Consider the following 17,110-nt stretch of genomic DNA (forward strand, 5'->3'; position numbering starts at 1 on the left):
CGATGAACGGACAACTCGCCGTCATCGGCCTGGGCAGCATTGGCAGCATGGCATTGTGGCAAGCGTCCCGCTCGTCCGACTCGGTGGTCGGATTCGAGGCGCAATCGCCGGGCCATGCCCGCAGCGCCGTCGGTGGTGACACACGCCTGTTCCGCATGCTGTATCGCGGAACGCCGAACTACTACCCCATCCTGAAACGCTCCCGCCGTCTCTGGGCCGAACTCGAGGCCGACTCGGGTCAGCACATCCTGACCCGTTGCGGCGGACTGTCGATCGGAACGGTGGACGGTCCGTATCTTCCGAGCCTGCTCGAAACCACCCGGTTGAACGGAGCGGACCACGAAATACTGAGCCGGGAGGCGATGGCCGAGCGGTACCCGCAACACAACCTGCGGCCGGATGACCGAGCGGTGTTCGATCCCCATGCAGGCGCCCTGCGAACCGACCGCGCAGTCACTGCCGCGGTGGCCGCCGCACAGGCGAACGGGGCAACGGTACTCACCAACACTGCGATCGACGACGTACGCGAAGCAGGCGACGGCGTCGTCGTCACGGCCGGCGACGATTCCTGGAAGTTCGAAAAAGTCATCATTTCCTCCGGCGGCTGGTCACAGCACCTCATGCCCGATTACCTGAAGGCAGCAACCGAAACACGCCGGATCTTCCTGTCGTGGTTCGTGGCGCGGGACGCCTCCGAATTCACGCCGGAGAAATTCCCCATCTTCATCCGCATCTCCGGAGATCGCTCCATGTACGGGGCCCCCAGCGTCGATGGGGTGACCGTCAAGGCAACCCTGGACGGTCGCGGGGCACCCACCCCGCGGGCCGAGACAGTGCCCAGGGAGCTCACGGCAGACGAGATTGCGGAGACCACCGAGACGGTCACCGAGTTCTTGCCCGGCCTTTTTCCCAATATTGTCCGCTCCGACGCTTTCCCGGACCTCTTTACCGCGGACCAGCACTCCCTTCTCGGCCCCCTGCGGGAGGACAGCGGAATCTATTGCGCCACCGGATTTTCCGGCGCCGGCTTCAAGATGGCCTCCGGCTTCGGTGAGATCGCCGCCAACGAGGCCTTGGGCACGCGGTCCTTCCGAGGGCTCGACTTCCTGCGGCCCCAACGGTTTCAGCCACCCCACCCGCGCGAGGGCTAGGTCCCTGCCGACGAGGTGCGTGGCAACCGTCAGCGCGCAAGGTCCCTACGGCTCGAGGTAGGTCACGTGCCGCGTGGCGAGCCAGGGGTTCAACCTCGCCACGCGGCACGTGACAAACCCATCAACCGAATTGTCGATTGTTGACAATTGACAATTCTCAAGAAAGAATGACTGCCATGGCAACTCTCAGCCCGGTTCTCAAGCAGGCCACCCCCGTCGTCGTCGAGTACGCGGCCGGCAGTTGGGTGTACGCGACCGACGGCAAGAAGTACCTCGACTTCACCACCGGCATCGGCGTCACCAGCACAGGGCACTGCCACCCGGATGTCGTGGCCGCGGCTCGCGAACAGGTCGGCAAGATCGTTCATGCCCAGTACACGACGGTGATGCACAAGCCACTGCTCGAGCTCACCGAGAAACTGGGCGACTTCCTGCCGGCGGGACTCGACAGTGTCTTTTACGCCACCTCCGGCTCCGAAGCGGTCGAGGCCTCGGTCCGTCTGGCACGCATGGCGACCGGACGACCCAACATCATCTCGTTCCACGGCGGATTCCACGGCAGGACGGTGGGTGCCGCCTCGCTGACCACCGCCGGCACCAAGTTCCGTTCCGGGTTCTCCCCTTTGATGGGCGGGGTGCATATCGCTCCCTTCCCCCATGCCTTCCGATACGGCTGGGACGAAGACTCAGCTGTTGCCTTCGCCCTGAAGGAACTCGATCACCTCCTGCAGACCATCAGCACCCCCGCCGACACAGCGGGCTTCATCATCGAACCCGTCCTCGGCGACGGCGGCTACATTCCCACCCCCGCCACCTTCCTGCAGGGGCTGCGTGAACGCGCCGATCTGCACGGCATCGTGCTCATCGTGGACGAAGTCCAGGCAGGCGTGGGGCGCACCGGGAAGTTCTGGGGACACGACTGGGCCGGGATCAGGCCGGATGTCGTCATCACCGCGAAGGGCCTGGCCAGCGGATTCCCCATCTCCGCGATCGCCGCCCCCACCGAGCTGATGGCCAAGGCATGGCCGGGCTCCCAGGGCGGCACGTATGGAGGAAACGCGGTCGCCGCCGCCGCGGGCGTCGCAACGCTGGGCGTCATCGAGCGCGAGAACCTGGTGTCCAACGCCCAGATTCGGGGCGAGGAGTTGCGCGCGGGCCTGGAAAGCCTCCGGACCGACTTCGCCGGGATCGGGAACATCCGCGGCCGCGGCCTGATGCAGGGAGTCGAGTTCACCACCGCTGACGATGCTCCCGATGCTGCGATGGCACTGGCCGTGCAACAGGCCGCTGTCACCGAAGAACTGCTGCTTCTCACCTGCGGTCCGTACGGCAATGTCATCCGCATCATTCCGGCGCTCAATGTCACCAGCGACGAAATCCGAAGCGGCCTGACCAAATTCACCCAGGCCCTCAAGACGGCCACCACATAGGCACATCCCCCATGGTTCCGCCGGCGACGGACTCACCCTCCGGACCGGCGGAACCCGTCTCCCTCGATCACTGAAAGTGTCACATGAACTCTTCCTTGGACCCCTCCACCTTCCACACGGACCTGTTCATCGACGGTGTCTGGCGGAAAGCCACGGGCGCAGCCACCTTCACCGTGGAAAACCCGGCAACGCAGGAAGTCATCGCCGAGGTGGCCGACGGCGGGCTCGACGACGCCCTCGATGCCATCGCGGCGGCCGGGCGCGCGCAGGCGACGTGGCGCACATCCACCCCTCGGGAGCGGGCGGACATCCTGCGCCGCGCCTTCGACCTGGTCATTGCCAACACCGACCGGCTGGCCGCCATCATGACCGCCGAGATGGGCAAGCCTCTTGCCGAAGCCAAGGGCGAAGTGGCCTACGGCGCCGAGTTCCTGCGGTGGTTCTCCGAGGAGGCCATTCGTATCGGTGGAGACCACACCACCTCCGTTGACGGCAACACCCGAATCCTGATCAGCAAGGAACCGGTCGGGCCGTGCGTGTTGGTGACGCCGTGGAACTTCCCGCTGGCAATGGGTGCCCGTAAGATCGCCCCGGCCATTGCCGCCGGGTGCACGATGGTATTCAAACCGGCGGAACTGACACCCCTGACCTCTCTGGCCTTGGTGGAGATCTTCCAGCAGGCCGGCCTTCCCGACGGCGTTCTCAACGTCGTCACGACGTCCGATGCCGCCAGCGTGGTGCAGCCATGGATGAGCAGCGGGATCGCACGCAAGGTCAGCTTCACCGGGTCCACCGAGGTCGGCAAGATCCTGTTGCGTCAAGCAGCGGAGAACGTTATGCGCTCTTCCATGGAACTGGGAGGCAACGCTCCCTTCATCGTTCTGGCAGACGCCGACGTGGACCGGGCCGTCGACGGCGCCATGAAGGCCAAGATGCGGAACATGGGCGAAGCATGCACAGCCGCGAACCGCTTCTTCGTACACCGCACCCTCGCAGAGGAATTCGGGGAGAAGCTGGCCAAGAGAATGGGCGAACTACAGGTAGGCAACGGCGCGGTGGAAGGAACCGAGGTCGGTCCCCTCATCGAACAGGCAGGACTGGACAAAGTCGAGGGTCTGGTCGCCGACGCCGTCGCCAAGGGTGCCCGCATCCTGACCGGCGGAAACCGACCGCAGGGTCCCGGGTACTTCTACACACCAACGGTCCTGACGGACGTCCCCCTGGATGCGGAACTGATGAGAACCGAGATCTTCGGGCCGGTCGCGGCAATCACACCCTTCGACAGGGAGGACGAAGCGGTGCACCTGGCAAACGACACCGAATGGGGGCTCGTCGGATATGTGTTCACCGAAAGTGTCGACAAAGCCATGCGGTTCTCCTCCGCGCTGGAAGTAGGAATGGTCGGCCTTAATACAGGCCTCGTGTCGAATCCAGCAGCGCCGTTCGGCGGCGTCAAGCAGTCCGGACTGGGACGCGAAGGCGGAAAGATCGGAATCGACGAGTTTCTCGAGTACAAGTACACCGCAATAGCGCATTAGATCTCTTTGCGCCGATGACTGAATCAAGGGAGTTCGCATGGCGACACCCGAGGGACCGCTTGTATTAGATGGACGACCCACTGCACAATTGATTGCCGATCACCTGCGGGAACGAATCATCCAAGGGGACTTCCGTCCCGGTCAGCAGATCAACGAATCTGTTCTGGCAGGTCAGCTGCGGACATCCAGGGGACCAGTCCGCGAAGCACTGCAGCGGCTGGCCCAGGAGGGAATCCTCGTCAGCTTCCGGAACCGCGGTGTTTTCGTGCCGGAGCTGTCGATCGACGATATCAAGGAGATCTATGCCGTCCGCGAGGCAGTGGAATCAGCATCCGCAAACATCCTCCTTGTCGCCGGACAGGAACAAATCAGCCGCACTTGCCAGTCCCTGAAAGAAATTTTGACAGAAATGGCAGCGCGGGTTGCTTTGTCGGACTGGCAAGCGCTCACCCGACTGGATATGAAATTCCACACCTCGTTTGTTGAAAGGACAGGAAACTCGCGTTTGATCCGGATTTACGACACGCTCGTAGCCGAATCGAGAATGTGCATTCTCAACCTCCGGGTTTCCTATCCGCGAGTGGACGTTCTGGTCCAGGAACACCAGAATCTCCTGGACTTGCTGGAAGCCGGCGATAACGAAGGACTTCAGCAGGCGATCAGTCGTCACATGCGCAAGGCCGTTGACGATCTCACCACAACAACGCACCAGAATTGACTGGGCCCAGGATCGGGATCTCGGGGATGGCACTGCTCCGACCTATCGGCGGGTAGGCCACGGCGTACGGCGTTCCACTGAAGTGTAGGCTTGCCAACTGTCAACATGTCGACAAAGGCGGCAACAACCGTCCATCAGGAGGTGCGACGGACCTGACCAACTTCGAGATCGCCACTGTGGGCCTGCCCAGCCGACGGCCGCCCGTCGCGGAACGTCATCGACATGCGACTCGGATTCGGTCACATCCTTGATCCACCACAGGTGACGGTGCACCGGGAAAGCAGCAGCAGATGACAGGTATCGATAACATGGTTCCCATGCCTCTTCGGGTCACCTCTGCGGTGATCGCGGAACAGCTGCGGGAGCGGATCCTCGAGGGCAGCTTCGCACCGGGTGAGCAGATCAGCGAGGCACAGCTGGCCGCTCGGCTGAAGATGAGCCGTGGTCCCGTCCGAGAGGCCGTGCAGCGCCTCGCCCAGGAGGGACTCCTGGTCAGCCACCGCAACCGAGGCGTGTTCGTCGTCGAGCTCGACGACGGCGACATCGAGGACATTTACCGTAGTCGTCGCGCCGTTGAGAAGGAAGCGGCGAGCACCGTGTATGAACGCGGAATTCCAGCCGGACTCACGGCTCGCCTCGAAGAAATCCTGGGAAACATCGCGCAATACATGGACGCCGGCGACTGGCCGAAACTGGCCCGCGAGGACCTCTTGTTCCACGAAACGATGGTCGAAGCCGCGCAAAGCCCACGGCTGATCCGAATGTTCTCCACGCTGGCCGCCGAGACCATGCTGTGCATGTCGTCTTTCGACGAGCGGTACATCCGGCCGCCTACAGCGGTCGAGGAACACCAGAGGTTGCTCGACCGGCTGCTCGGGGGCGATCTCGCCGAGATGCTGGCGGAGATCGATCGGCACTTGACTCACGCGGTCGACTCGCTGACCAGTGCACGCCGGGAGGACGGCGACGGAGCACCGAACGTGTAGCCGCGTCGTTCACCCAGTGCGCGGCAATCACGGAGTCGCTCTCGCGAATCAGCCGAAGTTCCCGCAGGCCGATGGCGCGGTGCAGGAAAGCATGCGGGCGGCGTGGGAAACCAGTCGTTTCCCACGGCCTGCATTGCGACTTCGCTGTCGCGGCGCGCGATGTACGACGAACATAGGATGGCGAACGACGAGCGAGCGCTCGAGGAATGGTGCGATCGGCTGATCGCGTTCCTGGACCAAGCGCAACGAGACAATGAACACCGGCGGGGATACACCACTGGTCAGATCATGATGGGTGCGCAGATCGTCGGCGTTCGCACGCCGCGGACGATTACCGTTCGGAACAGCCCACGGTCGGCGCCAACAGAACCGACGAGGCCGGAATTGGCACGTTACGCGCCTGAGGGAGCTTGTCCGGTGAGGGTGCGGTACAGCCAGGCCGCTGCATCCGGCTCGGTGTCGAACCGTTCGCGCACATCGTATTTCCCGCGCTCGTAAGCGCCGACCTCCCAGTCGCCGCGTGCTCCCTTCCGGAGGAACCAGAAGTCGGTCGGGAGCGGATCGTGAGTATGGGTGCCCGGGATCTGGAACGATTCCGGGGGTAGTCCGGCCGCCAGCAACGCGACGTTGAGTTGCTTACGATCCATGTCAGGCAGGCCTTTCTTCGACGAGGTATCCGTTCTGCAGGAGCCACGTGACGCTCAGCGCCGACCCGGCTTCGGGGAGGTACGTGGCCTGTAGGAGGAATTGGGTTCCACCACCGGGTTGCTCGAACCACGCGGCGATCGGACCCGCCTCGACCTTGAACGGTTTGAGAACACAGTAGAGGTGGTAGTTGCTCGGTGGAGTTCCCGTGGGCGTGTTGAGGTTCTGCGGCGGCAGCGCCCGCGCTTCGAACTGATCATTTGCCGGTGCGAGGAAACGTCCACCTGGGTAACCGAACCGGTCGATCCGCTTGCCGGGCGGCAATTCCCGCGGGTGCCGCACGGCCTGCCCACCGATCACCTGGAATCCGTCCTCAGGAGGGTAGATCCAGTCGGAGTCGTGGCGGTACTTGGCCACGAAGTCATCCGCGGTGAGCCTGCCGAACCTCTGGTACCCGATCAGCAGCGGCTGTACCGGCAGATCCTGTGGGAGCGGATCGGGGCCGAGATACTGCCGATTCGGGTCGTAGAAGCTCGTCGTCGGTGGTGCGTTATCCGGAATGGCTGGGGCGCAGGTCGACTGCGCTGACCCTGGTTGGGCAGGTGCCGTCCACGGTTGTCCGACCAGAAGCATTAGTAAGGTGAAGATCACGGTGAGGAAAGATCGGTAGCGCACGATACCCCCAAGCGCTTGAAAGTAGTTACAGCTCAGAGGATAAGGCCGATCAGTACCTGCCACATGTGGTTCGAGAGCATCTGGGGTCTTGGACCGGCGGGCCGCCGAGGTGTCGACACGAGCCTTGCGAATCGGCCTTCCGACCCCGAGGACGCGCACACGTCTGTGCAGCGACGGCTGGTAGCGCAACATCCGACCAGGTGACCGCCGTCAAACGGAACCGTCCGCCAGCAACCGCACCCGTACCACAATTCGCCTGTGACCCACCGCCCCCGGGGCAACAGCAAACCTTGTGTTTGTGGTTGTCAGGTCAAATGTCCAGTGATTACACGACATCATCCCATGAATTACACACATCCGAAACATATCAGCAACAGGATCCTTCTAGGTTCGTGGTGTCCATCCGCCGATCGAGATCACGAGGTAGCAGCATGAACAACGATGGCGGGCTCGACGCCGCTCAAACGCTGGAGCAAGGTCTCGGACGCCGTGGTTTTCTGCGAGCCGTCGCTGCGATCAGTGGTGGTGTAGGGGTCGCAGGTGCCGCCGCTGCGTGCTCACACGGTTCCGGGGCAGGGGTTTCGACGGCATCGACTTCTCCTGTCGGCGTGCTGCAACCAGGCAGGGGCGACGTCCCTGGCGCTCACTACCTGCACTCGAATCCCGATGAGGTGTTGTGGGGATATGTGCCGACGGTACACAGCACTCCAGTCATGCGGATAAAGTCCGGCGAAACGGTGACCATCGACAGCATTTCCCACGAGGGCATCCTGGAGGACCAGGGCCGTAATCCTGTGGAGTACTTCGGTAGTAAAGGGGTGGCCGCGTCGGACGTACTGGAGGACGCCATCGCCGTTGCCGCCGAGTACAACCGTACCCCGCGCTCCTTCGACAAGGACGGCCCGCACGTGGTGACCGGTCCGATCTTCGTCGAGGACGCCCGCCCCGGGGACGTTCTCAAGATCGAAACGCTCGGGGCCACCCCCCGCGTTCCATACGGAGTGGTATCCAGTCGGCACGGGAAAGGCGCGCTCGGGGTCACCGCAGATCGTGCCGCGCCAGCAGGCATTTCGCTGGACGAGGTGATGCCGCCGATCGCAAGCGACGGCCGCGCGAACGGCACCCCGACCGAATACGGCAATGTCTCGACCTTCACCGCGATCGAGGACGGACATGGGGTGCTGCCCGTCGGTGACAAATCCAAGGTGCGATTTCCCTTGCGGCCCTTCATGGGAATGATGGGCGTGGCGTTCGCGAGTGACACAGATCCAACGTCACCGAACGCGAATTCGATCCCACCGACCCTCGGCGGCGGCAACATCGACATCCGCCAGCTCGGCATCGGATCAGCGTTCTATCTTCCCGTTTTCGCGGACGGCGCACTGTTCTATGTCGGCGATCCGCACATGTCGATGGGCGACGGCGAGGTCTCGCTCACGGCGATGGAAGGGTCGCTGCGGGGAACGTTTCGACTGACGGTGTGCAAGCCTGGCTCCGGCGAAGCGCCGTCGGTCGCCTTCCACTATCCGTTCGCTGAAACCGACGAGTCGTGGATCCCCATCGGCCTGTCCGATCCCAACGGCGCCGTCGACGGCCAGATCAGCGACCTCAACGTCGCAATGCGCCGTGCGGTCGTCAACGCGCTCGACTTCCTCGAACACGATCGCGGCATGGACCGCGCCACCGCCTACGCGTACCTCTCCGCCGCCGCGGACTTCACCGTTTCACAGGTCGTGGACCGTACAGTCGGCGTTCACGGGCTGATCTCCAAATCCCACTTCGTCTGAGACCGACCAGGGTGAGTGCCTTCGGTGCCAACGTCGTTGACGGCCCGGGGGACGGCGGTACTGAACGATCGCTGGTCTTCATCGTAAGACCAGCCGAATCGATGGCGTCACCGCCAGGGCCCGTGCGTCCCGCCAGCGGGTAGGTTCGTATGAATGAAGGTCGGTGAACCCAGCCGAACAGCGCTGGCTACTGCATTTTCCCGCGCATACCATCAGATCGCCCCGGAACCGCGAATTCTCGTCGATCCTGTGGCCGTGCGGATCACAGGCGCCAGTCCGAAGGAACTGATCGACCGCGCCACCGCGATCCTCAACGAGGTCGGGATGGACCCGATGCTGCAACGTCGACGTCGGATGTTCCTCGCCGCGCGCAGCCGCTTCGCCGAGGAAACCATCGCCACAGCTGTCGCAGAAGGTATCCAGCAGGTTGTGATTCTGGGCGCGGGGCTGGACACCTTCGCCTATCGCAATCCCTACGACGGCGTCCGGGTCTTCGAGGTCGACCACCCCGATACCCAGGCGTGGAAGCGCGAACGCCTAGCAGCCGCTGGGATCGACATTCCGGACTCGCTGACCTTCGCGCCGGTCGATTTCGAAAGCCGAACCCTCGACGAAGGGCTGTCCACAGCAGGATTCGATCGCGGGCAGCCGGCCGTGTTCGTCTGGCTCGGCGTGGTGATGTACCTGACGAAGGACGCGATCGTCACCATCCTGGAGTTCATCGCCGGGCAGTCGGCGTCGACGCGAGTGGTTATCGACTACCTGTACCCGCCCACCAGCGATACCTCTCAGCAGGCCAGAGTCGACCGGGTCGCCGCAATCGGCGAGCCATGGCTCAGCTTCTTCACCGCCGAAGAATTCGCCGACCAGCTGCGGGCGCTCGGCTTCGACCAGATCGAGGACCACACAGGTGCAGTTCTGGTGGACCGCTACCTCGAGCGGCCCGCGCCGAGCACGGGCGGCGAGGCCGGGCCGCATGTGGTGCGGGCCGTTTCACTCGGTAGCAAACGCGAAGGACATTACGGCCCGGCCTCATAGCGCTCGACTCAGTCGTCCCCGAAACAGCCCGGTCGAAACGGAGATTTCCAGTTCTACGGCTAAATCACCTTGCCTGAGAACACCAGCGCATTCACCAGAACGACTACCAGGTCGCGGCCCGATCAACCGACAACTGCCCGGGACTGACCGAAACATCCCGCGCACAGCAGTTTTTACTACGCACGTCAATAACCCCGGCTCGACAGGTACGTGTTGGTGACAGCCGGGAGGTTTCCATGGACCAGAACACTCGATACGTGCGCAAGAGAATCGGCGAGAAATTTCCACTGCCGTGATCGGATAGTTCCGAATTGTGTCACAAATGATCTCCTCTTTCACCGGGATGACGGCGAGCCACCACTCCACTGATCTCAAATCACAACTACCCCGGCGAGGGCCGGAACTCGGAGTCGGCGTTCGACTTGCTCGGAAGGCCAGGATGCACTCGCACCAGGAAAATTCGGGAATCAAGCGGAGGTAAATTCTGCGCCTCGCACGCTCGGATGCCGTCTCGCGCAAATATTCTCGGCACATACGAGAATGGGCCGACGGCGAGTGCGCCGACGGCTCGCGGACTCCCCCTTTCACGCGTAGCGAGAGAAGCCGACGATGACACGGTCCACTGTTCCCGACCCGACCACGCACACACCGCCCTCCGCCGGTATCCGGCCCGGCCTGATCCGCGATCCCTTCCGCTTCGTCATGGACGCTGCCGCGCGCCATGACGGCTTGGTGCGGATCGGGGCAGGACCGCTGGAAACCTACATCGTGAGCCACCCCGAGTATGTGCGCCGGATCCTGGTGACCAACGCCGCGAACTATGTCAAGGGTTCGCTGATGAAACCGTTCCGCACCGCGCTCGGCAACGGGCTCGTCACCAGCGAGGGCGAGCACTGGAAGCGACAGCGGCGCCTGATGCAACCGGCCTTTCACGCCGCGCAGCTGCGGACGATGGAAGGACATATCACTGCGTGTGTCGAGCGTGCCGTGCAGCGCTGGGAATCCGCGGCCGACGCGGGCCAGGCGGTGAACTTTCTCGACGACTGCATCGAGCTCAACGTCGAGATCGTGCTGGGGGTACTGTTCAGCACGTCGATCGATACGGCGCGAGCGGAGCGGCTGCGCGAACTCACTTCCCAAGTGTTCGTGGGACTCTCATCGAAGGTATGGACGTTCTTTTTGCCCGGCTGGTTCCCGATGCCTGGCGCGGTCCGGTACCGCCGCGCGGTGGCGGCACTGGACGCCGAGGTGTACGCGCTCATCGAGGAGCGGCGCGCTGCGGATGCCGAAACCGAGGATCTCCTCGGATTGTTGCTGGACGCCGTGGATGCCGAGACCGGGGCGGGAATGAGCGATCTGCAGCTGCGCGACGAGATATTCACCCTCTTCATGTCCGGATACGAGACGACGGCCACCGGATTGACCTGGGCTGCTTACGAGCTCGCTCGAAACCCGGAGGTAGTGGCGGCGATGGCGGCCGAGCTCGATCGGGAGACAACCGGTGTGATCCCCACGTTCGCCGAGCTGCCGCGTCTCGAGTACGGAAAGCGCGTCATAGATGAGGCGTTCCGGCTGCACCCGGCGTTCCCGATCTGGTTCCGCAGTACCGTGGAACCAGATTTGCTCGGCCCCTATCAGCTGCCCGCGAACGCCAAGATCGTGATCAATCCCCATATCACGCACCGTGATCCGCGATTCTGGGACGATCCCGAGACATTCGATCCGCAGCGCTTCACCACCGAGCGGTTCGACGCTCGCACCCGGCACGCGTACTACCCGTTCGGCAAGGGTAGCCGCGTCTGCATCGGAGAACGGCTGGCGGTGACCATCACCCAGATGGTGCTGAGCGCGTTCACGCGCCGGTTTCAGTTCGCCGTGCAGCCGGATTTCGAGGTCGTACCCCACTATGTGGTCACCTGTCAGCCCAAAGGAGGGCTGCCACTGATCCTGCGCAGCCGCTGAGCCGATTCCAGTCGCACACGGACCTCGGCCTGAGATTGCAGTCTCGTCTGTCCAGTCCGTCCAGCGGATTCGTCCATGGCTCCGCCTGCGCGGCCGCTTGTTCGCGGAGCGGTGAATCGCTTTTCATCAGGAACTTTCTAGTCAGGCGAAGGTTTCGGTCGCTGCGGATTCGGTGTGGCGGTGTCCGCGCCGCAGGATGTTGTCGATAACCAGAACGCTGAGAATCAGCGCGATCTGCAGCGTCCCGTACGCGGCCGCGGTGCCGAACTCGGAGGAGTAGATGCGGTTGTAGATCTCGACCGACAGGGGCGGATAGCTGGCTGGATAGATCACGACCGAGGCGACGTACTCGCCGACACCGTCGACGAATGCCAACAGCGCACCGCCGATGATTCCCTTCGAGATCAGTGGGATGGTGATGGTGCGCAACACCATCCACCAGCTGGCACCGAGGTTGCGGGCGGCTTCTTCCAGCGACGGGTCGACGGTCTCCAACGCCGCGCTGGTCGAGCGGAAGACCAGCGGCACGAACCGGACGAGATAGGCGATCGGCAGGATCCAGAGCGTGCCGACAAGGGATACGCCGAGGTTGGACGGTTTCGGCTCGTTGAACGCGGTGACGAGGTTGAGGCCGATGATGGTGCCGGGCAGCGCCCACGGCAGCATGATCATGAAGTCGACCGAATTGCGCCCCGGCCCCCGCCAACGGGCGACGATGTAGGCACCGGCGACACCGAGCACGATGGCGCCCAGAGTCGCGAGAAAACTCATCTGGACACTGACCGAAATCGGCATCAGACTCTCCGGATCGGTGAACAATGCCGTGTAGTTGGCGAACGTGTAGTCCGGCGGCAGGATCTGTGTGGTCCACGAACCATCGACGGAGAACGACACCAGCACGACGGTGAGCACCGGAGCCATGAGCAGGATCGCGAGCGCCGCCGAGCCGGCTCCGGCGAGCCAACGGATCGGACCGTGGCTGACGACGCGATCCCGCTGCACACCCTTGGAGAGGCTGCGGTGCACGCGGCGGGCCTGGTACCACTTCATCGAGACCAGGAAGAGAATCGACACCATCGCGAGCACGGTCGCTTGGGTCGCGGCCAGTTCTTGATTGCCAGCGGTTTTCGTGGCGACGATCTGCATGGTGAGGGTCTGCACGTTGTAGAGCTGCGGCGCGGTGAACGATGCCATCGAGATCATGAACGTCAAGAGCGTTCCCGATACCAGCGCGGGGGTGAGCATGGGCAGAATGACAGTGCACCACACGCGGACCCGGTGCGCGCCCAGATTGTAGGCGGCCGACTCGAGTGAGGAATCCAACCCGGCCAGGCCAGCGGCGACCGGTAGGTAGAAGAACGGGTACATCGTGAAGATGTGCACCATGAGCACGCCGGCGACGCCGTTCACCGAAACCACCGCGGGATCGGCGCCGACCACAAGCGACAAGCCGCGGGCAACGATCCCGGTCTCGCTGTAGAGCAACACGAACGACACGGCACCGATCAGTGGGGGCAGCGCCATCGGTAGCAGGGCGGTGATCTCGAGGGTCCGGCGGCCGGGAAAGTCGAAGCGCGTGAGCAGGATTGCCAACAGAGTTCCGACGACGCCGCAACCCAGCACCGACCCCAGCGAGATACCGACCGACAGCAGCAGAGCGGTGCCTGAGGCTCCGCTGAGAAACGTGCCGTAATTCGTGGCGGCGCCGTCGCCATCGACGCTGACGACCGCAGTGCGGGCCATCGGGATCACGACGAGGAACGCGAGGATCACGAGCACCGGCGCCGCGAGCACATAGACGAACCGGTCGCCGGAACTGCCGGGCAACCGCGGCCGGCCGATCGGCCTCCGCCGGGGGCGCCGCACGTGCGCGGTGGTCGTGGTCACGGCCGCATCAGCTGTGGACGTCCGGAGGTGACGCCGACCGACGTACCGTCCCCGGTTCCCTGGCCCACGGCACTGTCGGGCACCGTGACCTGCAGGATCACATTCTCGCCGGCACCGATGGTGGTGTCCGTTCCGATATCGGCTGTGGCGCTGTATCTTTTGTGCTGTCGGTCGAAAGTTATCGATGTCACGCGTACTCCAGTCGATCCGTATTCGAGCGGGCTGGTCAGCCGCGGTTTTTGATGTTCTGCACCCAATAATTGACCCATCCGGACTCCTCCCGACTCACGGTGGTCCAGTCGACCGGCATCTCGCGCAACCCCACCTCGGCCAGCCACCCCGGCTCCCTTGGCAACGCGACCGTGGAAATCTGAAAGAATTTGTCCGAGAGCATCTGTTGTGTGGATGGACGGAGCAGAAACTCCATGAACAGATCCGCGGCGTCCCTGTGCGGGCCGTTCTTGATCTTGCCGACACCGTCGGGCAGCATCGGAGCACCCGACGCCGGCATCACCACCGTCAACGGCGCTCCCGCACCGCGCTGGACCAGCACGTCCTGCAAATTCCAGACGCTGACCGGCGCTTCCTGACGCCGGATCCGCAGATACAGATCGCTGGGATTGGCGACATAGTCTTTCGTATTGCGGTCCAGTGCACGCAGATACGCGTACCCGACCTGCGGATCGCCGGATCGCGCGATCAAGGCGGAGATAATACTGCGCATCGTCCCCGATGCCGCGACGTCGCGAATCAGTAGCTTTTCCCGCATATTCGGGGTGACCAGATCGTCCCAGTCCTTCGGCGCCCCGTCCGCTGTGAGCATCGTATGGTTGTAGAAGATGATTTCGGCCGTGCGCATCTCCGCCAGCCATAGCTCGTCCGGCCCTCGGTACCGTTCTGGCACCCGCGCGACGATATCCCGGCGAGCTTCGGTCAGCACACCGGCCTGTATCCCCTGCGTGAACTGTTGCGACGTGCCTCCCCACCACACATCGGCCTGCGGACGGTGCGTCTCCGCACGGACGCGATGCACCAACTCGCTCGCCCCCAGGGTGAGTATCCGAACCCGGCCCCGAAATTCGGGATTCGCGGCCTCGAAGGCATCCACGACACTCCGCGCGATCGCTTTCGGGCGCGCGGTGTAGATAGTAAGCGCAGTGGAGTTCGGCCCCGATGCCAAGCCGCAGGCCACCAATGTCGATACCAACACGATCAGCAGAGCGAGCACGGCCGGTCTGGTCTTCATCAGTTCGTGACGTCCTCTCACCGGCCCGCGGAGCAGCGAGCCCAGGCACGCGAACCGCAGGAAGACATGTGAGTAACCATGTTCCAAGGAATCGGGGCCGGCCGGTCCCACCCCGGCGATGTAGGTGACAGTTTTTACAGCCGTCTGATATTCGACGTTTCGGCCGCACATTGTCCATCCACTATCCGCACCGCGGTCGACACGAGCCGAAGCGTCCGAGTTCCCGTGGTCTCCGGCTGATCAGGCGGCGGTGAACGCCGCGCTACACGCACCGGCCCCACCGCGCCGCGTCACCGACTCGATGTGCTCGTACCAGCTCTACGTCGGCGTCGTATTCGACGCCAACGTAGAGCTGCTGGAACGGCGCCCGCCACCGACCGCCTCGACTCCGACCGCCTGCGCTCACAGCCGACACCCCAACCGTGGGCATATAGATTTGCACAACACCGGCTTGATGCAATCAGATTTGCATTACGCTACAGGGTTGCTTCCACCACCACGAACAGGCATGTACATGAACACCCTTCAACTAACCGCGCTAACGGTCATCACCGTGGAGATGCTCGCCATACTGGCGGCCCTATGCTGGCCCCAGCGGGGCGGCTCGGCTCGCCGGCGGCCTACGACTCCGGATCGCCTTCGCAGACGAGAACACGATGTCCATCGCTGACCGGCTTCCGGTGCAAACGTTCGCGGTGTCTCCACCTCAAATTGCTGTAAGTCCTCGGATTTCACTGGACATCATGGCCTTTGGCGACCGTATTCTCATGATGGGGAGTCGGCAGTCCCCTCATCCTGCCGACTCCCCTCCGCGCGGTGGCTGGGCTTTCGAGACGGCGAAGGCAGCCGCCTCAGCCGATCCCACCTTCGGGTCGCCTGCCGCGTACGCGTCGCACAACGCAACCGCGGCCCGCCGCGGATCCGCCGAGATATTCCCCGAAAATTGTTGCATGCCAGTACCTCCGGTATGCGATCACGATGTGCGTCGACACGATCTCCGCCGCCCGCCCGGAACCCGCTCACCGGACAACGGAGAACTCGTCGCGGCGGCGCACAGTCCGCAGACCGCACGCCTGCCCGACGCCGCCACCTTCTTCCGCCATCGCCATCACGGCAAGCAAGACGAAGCCAGTGAGCCACCGGGCGACCGACCGCCAGAAACCCGGTCGGCAACCGTCTTTCGCGCGCACCACTCGCAGACCGAACAGCAGTTTGGCGATACTGCCGCGGAACAGCAGGTTTCCGAACACGTGGTTGACGAACGAGCACACCAGTGCGCAACCGAGAAAGACCGGAACGAATGCAAGATCGCCGAAGTCGTAATGGAAGACGCCCACCGTGATGGCGGAGGAGGCACCCAGCGCAAAGAGGCCATCCGTCATCGCCGCGAAGACCAACCGCCCCTCACTCGCCTCCTCCGGCACGTGCACCGGCCGCGGAAACGAGTATGGTTGCCGACTTCCTCCAAGACCTGGGCGTGACACACTCACCTGCGCATTGTGCCACGAACACCGTCATGGAACACCGCTTGAATGAAGGGTTCCCGACACCCAGCCAGTGTTTTTACACATAGCTGAGATTCGCCCGCATGATGCCGGAACTTCAGCGAGACAGTGCATACCGAGCCGAAATCGGCGGCCCGACCGAGTCGGGGACGGAGGCGCAGAAAGCGGGACGATGCCGCACGACAGGACAGCGTCCCATATCCGTGCCCACCGGGATGCAGGAAGCACCGATGCTAAAGAGAATGTAAATAGTAATCCCGTTGATTGCCCAGCGGAGCCGCTCCCACCAGAATCTCCGCTCGGGGACCTTCCGATCCGAAATGACGACTCGGCAGCGACGCCGAAGGTGTCGGGGCGAAGATCGCCGACGATCGCACACCCGGAGATGAAAGGACCGCAGCCACCTCGCCGCTCGCCATCCTCCCGGTCGTGGCCCTCGCCGCGGCAGGCCTGATGAAGATCTCACGCACCTACTCGTCGAAGATCTGGCCGTAAATGCCACCGGCGCCCGGTCTTCGGTGTTCTGTTGGCGATCGCGGCCC

The 17,110-nt window shown here is 63.5% G+C and carries 14 protein-coding genes; 8 read left to right on the top strand and 6 right to left on the bottom strand.

Going from position 1 to position 17,110, the window contains the following annotated elements; all coding sequences use genetic code 11:
* Nucleotides 1–2: 2 nt before the first annotated feature.
* From solA to AB0H00_RS14045, 5 genes are all read left to right on the top strand, one after another.
* Nucleotides 3–1,151: an N-methyl-L-tryptophan oxidase gene (gene solA / locus AB0H00_RS14025; RefSeq protein ID WP_357265611.1), complete on the top strand. Its 1,149-nt coding sequence runs from the start codon at nucleotides 3–5 to the stop codon at nucleotides 1,149–1,151.
* A 176-nt stretch (nucleotides 1,152–1,327) separates the two neighbouring features.
* Nucleotides 1,328–2,581, top strand: a complete 1,254-nt coding sequence (locus AB0H00_RS14030; RefSeq protein WP_357265613.1) for an aspartate aminotransferase family protein — start codon at nucleotides 1,328–1,330, stop codon at nucleotides 2,579–2,581.
* 83 nt (nucleotides 2,582–2,664) lie between these two features.
* A complete protein-coding gene (locus AB0H00_RS14035; protein WP_357265615.1) occupies nucleotides 2,665–4,119 on the top strand; it encodes an NAD-dependent succinate-semialdehyde dehydrogenase in 1,455 nt (484 codons plus the stop codon).
* A 37-nt stretch (nucleotides 4,120–4,156) separates the two neighbouring features.
* Complete coding sequence (locus tag AB0H00_RS14040; RefSeq protein ID WP_357265617.1) at nucleotides 4,157–4,837, top strand: GntR family transcriptional regulator; 681 nt, start codon at nucleotides 4,157–4,159, stop codon at nucleotides 4,835–4,837.
* 317 nt (nucleotides 4,838–5,154) lie between these two features.
* Nucleotides 5,155–5,823 carry a GntR family transcriptional regulator gene (locus tag AB0H00_RS14045; RefSeq protein ID WP_357265619.1) on the top strand — a complete coding sequence of 223 codons (669 nt, stop codon included), beginning with the start codon at nucleotides 5,155–5,157 and terminating at the stop codon, nucleotides 5,821–5,823.
* 392 nt (nucleotides 5,824–6,215) lie between these two features.
* On the opposite strand, the gene AB0H00_RS14050 is transcribed toward AB0H00_RS14045, so the two are convergent.
* Both AB0H00_RS14050 and AB0H00_RS14055 read right to left on the bottom strand, forming a co-directional pair.
* Nucleotides 6,216–6,470 (bottom strand): hypothetical protein, encoded by a 255-nt coding sequence (locus AB0H00_RS14050; protein ID WP_357265621.1) that lies wholly within the window; start codon nucleotides 6,468–6,470, stop codon nucleotides 6,216–6,218.
* A gap of 1 nt (nucleotide 6,471) precedes the next feature.
* The gene (locus tag AB0H00_RS14055) at nucleotides 6,472–7,101 is read right to left on the bottom strand and encodes a TNT domain-containing protein (protein WP_357265623.1); all 630 of its coding nucleotides are present in this window, start codon (nucleotides 7,099–7,101) and stop codon (nucleotides 6,472–6,474) included.
* Nucleotides 7,102–7,574: 473 nt separating this feature from the next.
* Here AB0H00_RS14055 and AB0H00_RS14060 point away from each other — a divergent pair, with 473 nt between their 5' ends.
* The 3 genes from AB0H00_RS14060 to AB0H00_RS14070 all read left to right on the top strand — a co-directional run bounded on the left by AB0H00_RS14060 (nucleotide 7,575) and on the right by AB0H00_RS14070 (nucleotide 11,930).
* A complete protein-coding gene (locus AB0H00_RS14060; protein WP_357265625.1) occupies nucleotides 7,575–8,930 on the top strand; it encodes an acetamidase/formamidase family protein in 1,356 nt (451 codons plus the stop codon).
* Between the two features lie 153 nt (nucleotides 8,931–9,083).
* Nucleotides 9,084–9,968, top strand: a complete 885-nt coding sequence (locus tag AB0H00_RS14065; protein ID WP_357265627.1) for a class I SAM-dependent methyltransferase — start codon at nucleotides 9,084–9,086, stop codon at nucleotides 9,966–9,968.
* A 609-nt stretch (nucleotides 9,969–10,577) separates the two neighbouring features.
* On the top strand, nucleotides 10,578–11,930 hold the full coding sequence (locus AB0H00_RS14070) for a cytochrome P450 (RefSeq protein WP_357265629.1): 1,353 nt from the start codon (nucleotides 10,578–10,580) through the stop codon (nucleotides 11,928–11,930).
* Between the two features lie 141 nt (nucleotides 11,931–12,071).
* Here AB0H00_RS14070 and AB0H00_RS14075 read toward each other — a convergent pair whose 3' ends face one another.
* The 4 genes from AB0H00_RS14075 to AB0H00_RS14090 all read right to left on the bottom strand — a co-directional run bounded on the left by AB0H00_RS14075 (nucleotide 12,072) and on the right by AB0H00_RS14090 (nucleotide 16,553).
* On the bottom strand, nucleotides 12,072–13,817 hold the full coding sequence (locus AB0H00_RS14075; protein WP_357265631.1) for an iron ABC transporter permease: 1,746 nt from the start codon (nucleotides 13,815–13,817) through the stop codon (nucleotides 12,072–12,074).
* Nucleotides 13,814–14,008 (bottom strand): hypothetical protein, encoded by a 195-nt coding sequence (locus AB0H00_RS14080; protein ID WP_357265633.1) that lies wholly within the window; start codon nucleotides 14,006–14,008, stop codon nucleotides 13,814–13,816. The genes AB0H00_RS14075 and AB0H00_RS14080 overlap by 4 nt, the downstream gene beginning before the upstream one ends.
* Before the next feature lie 35 nt (nucleotides 14,009–14,043).
* On the bottom strand, nucleotides 14,044–15,063 hold the full coding sequence (locus AB0H00_RS14085) for an extracellular solute-binding protein (protein ID WP_357265635.1): 1,020 nt from the start codon (nucleotides 15,061–15,063) through the stop codon (nucleotides 14,044–14,046).
* A 1,019-nt stretch (nucleotides 15,064–16,082) separates the two neighbouring features.
* Nucleotides 16,083–16,553: an RDD family protein gene (locus AB0H00_RS14090; RefSeq protein ID WP_357265637.1), complete on the bottom strand. Its 471-nt coding sequence runs from the start codon at nucleotides 16,551–16,553 to the stop codon at nucleotides 16,083–16,085.
* Between the last annotated feature and the right edge of the window lie 557 nt (nucleotides 16,554–17,110).

The organism is Nocardia sp. NPDC023852 (assembly GCF_040639505.1).
GTDB lineage: Bacteria > Actinomycetota > Actinomycetes > Mycobacteriales > Mycobacteriaceae > Nocardia.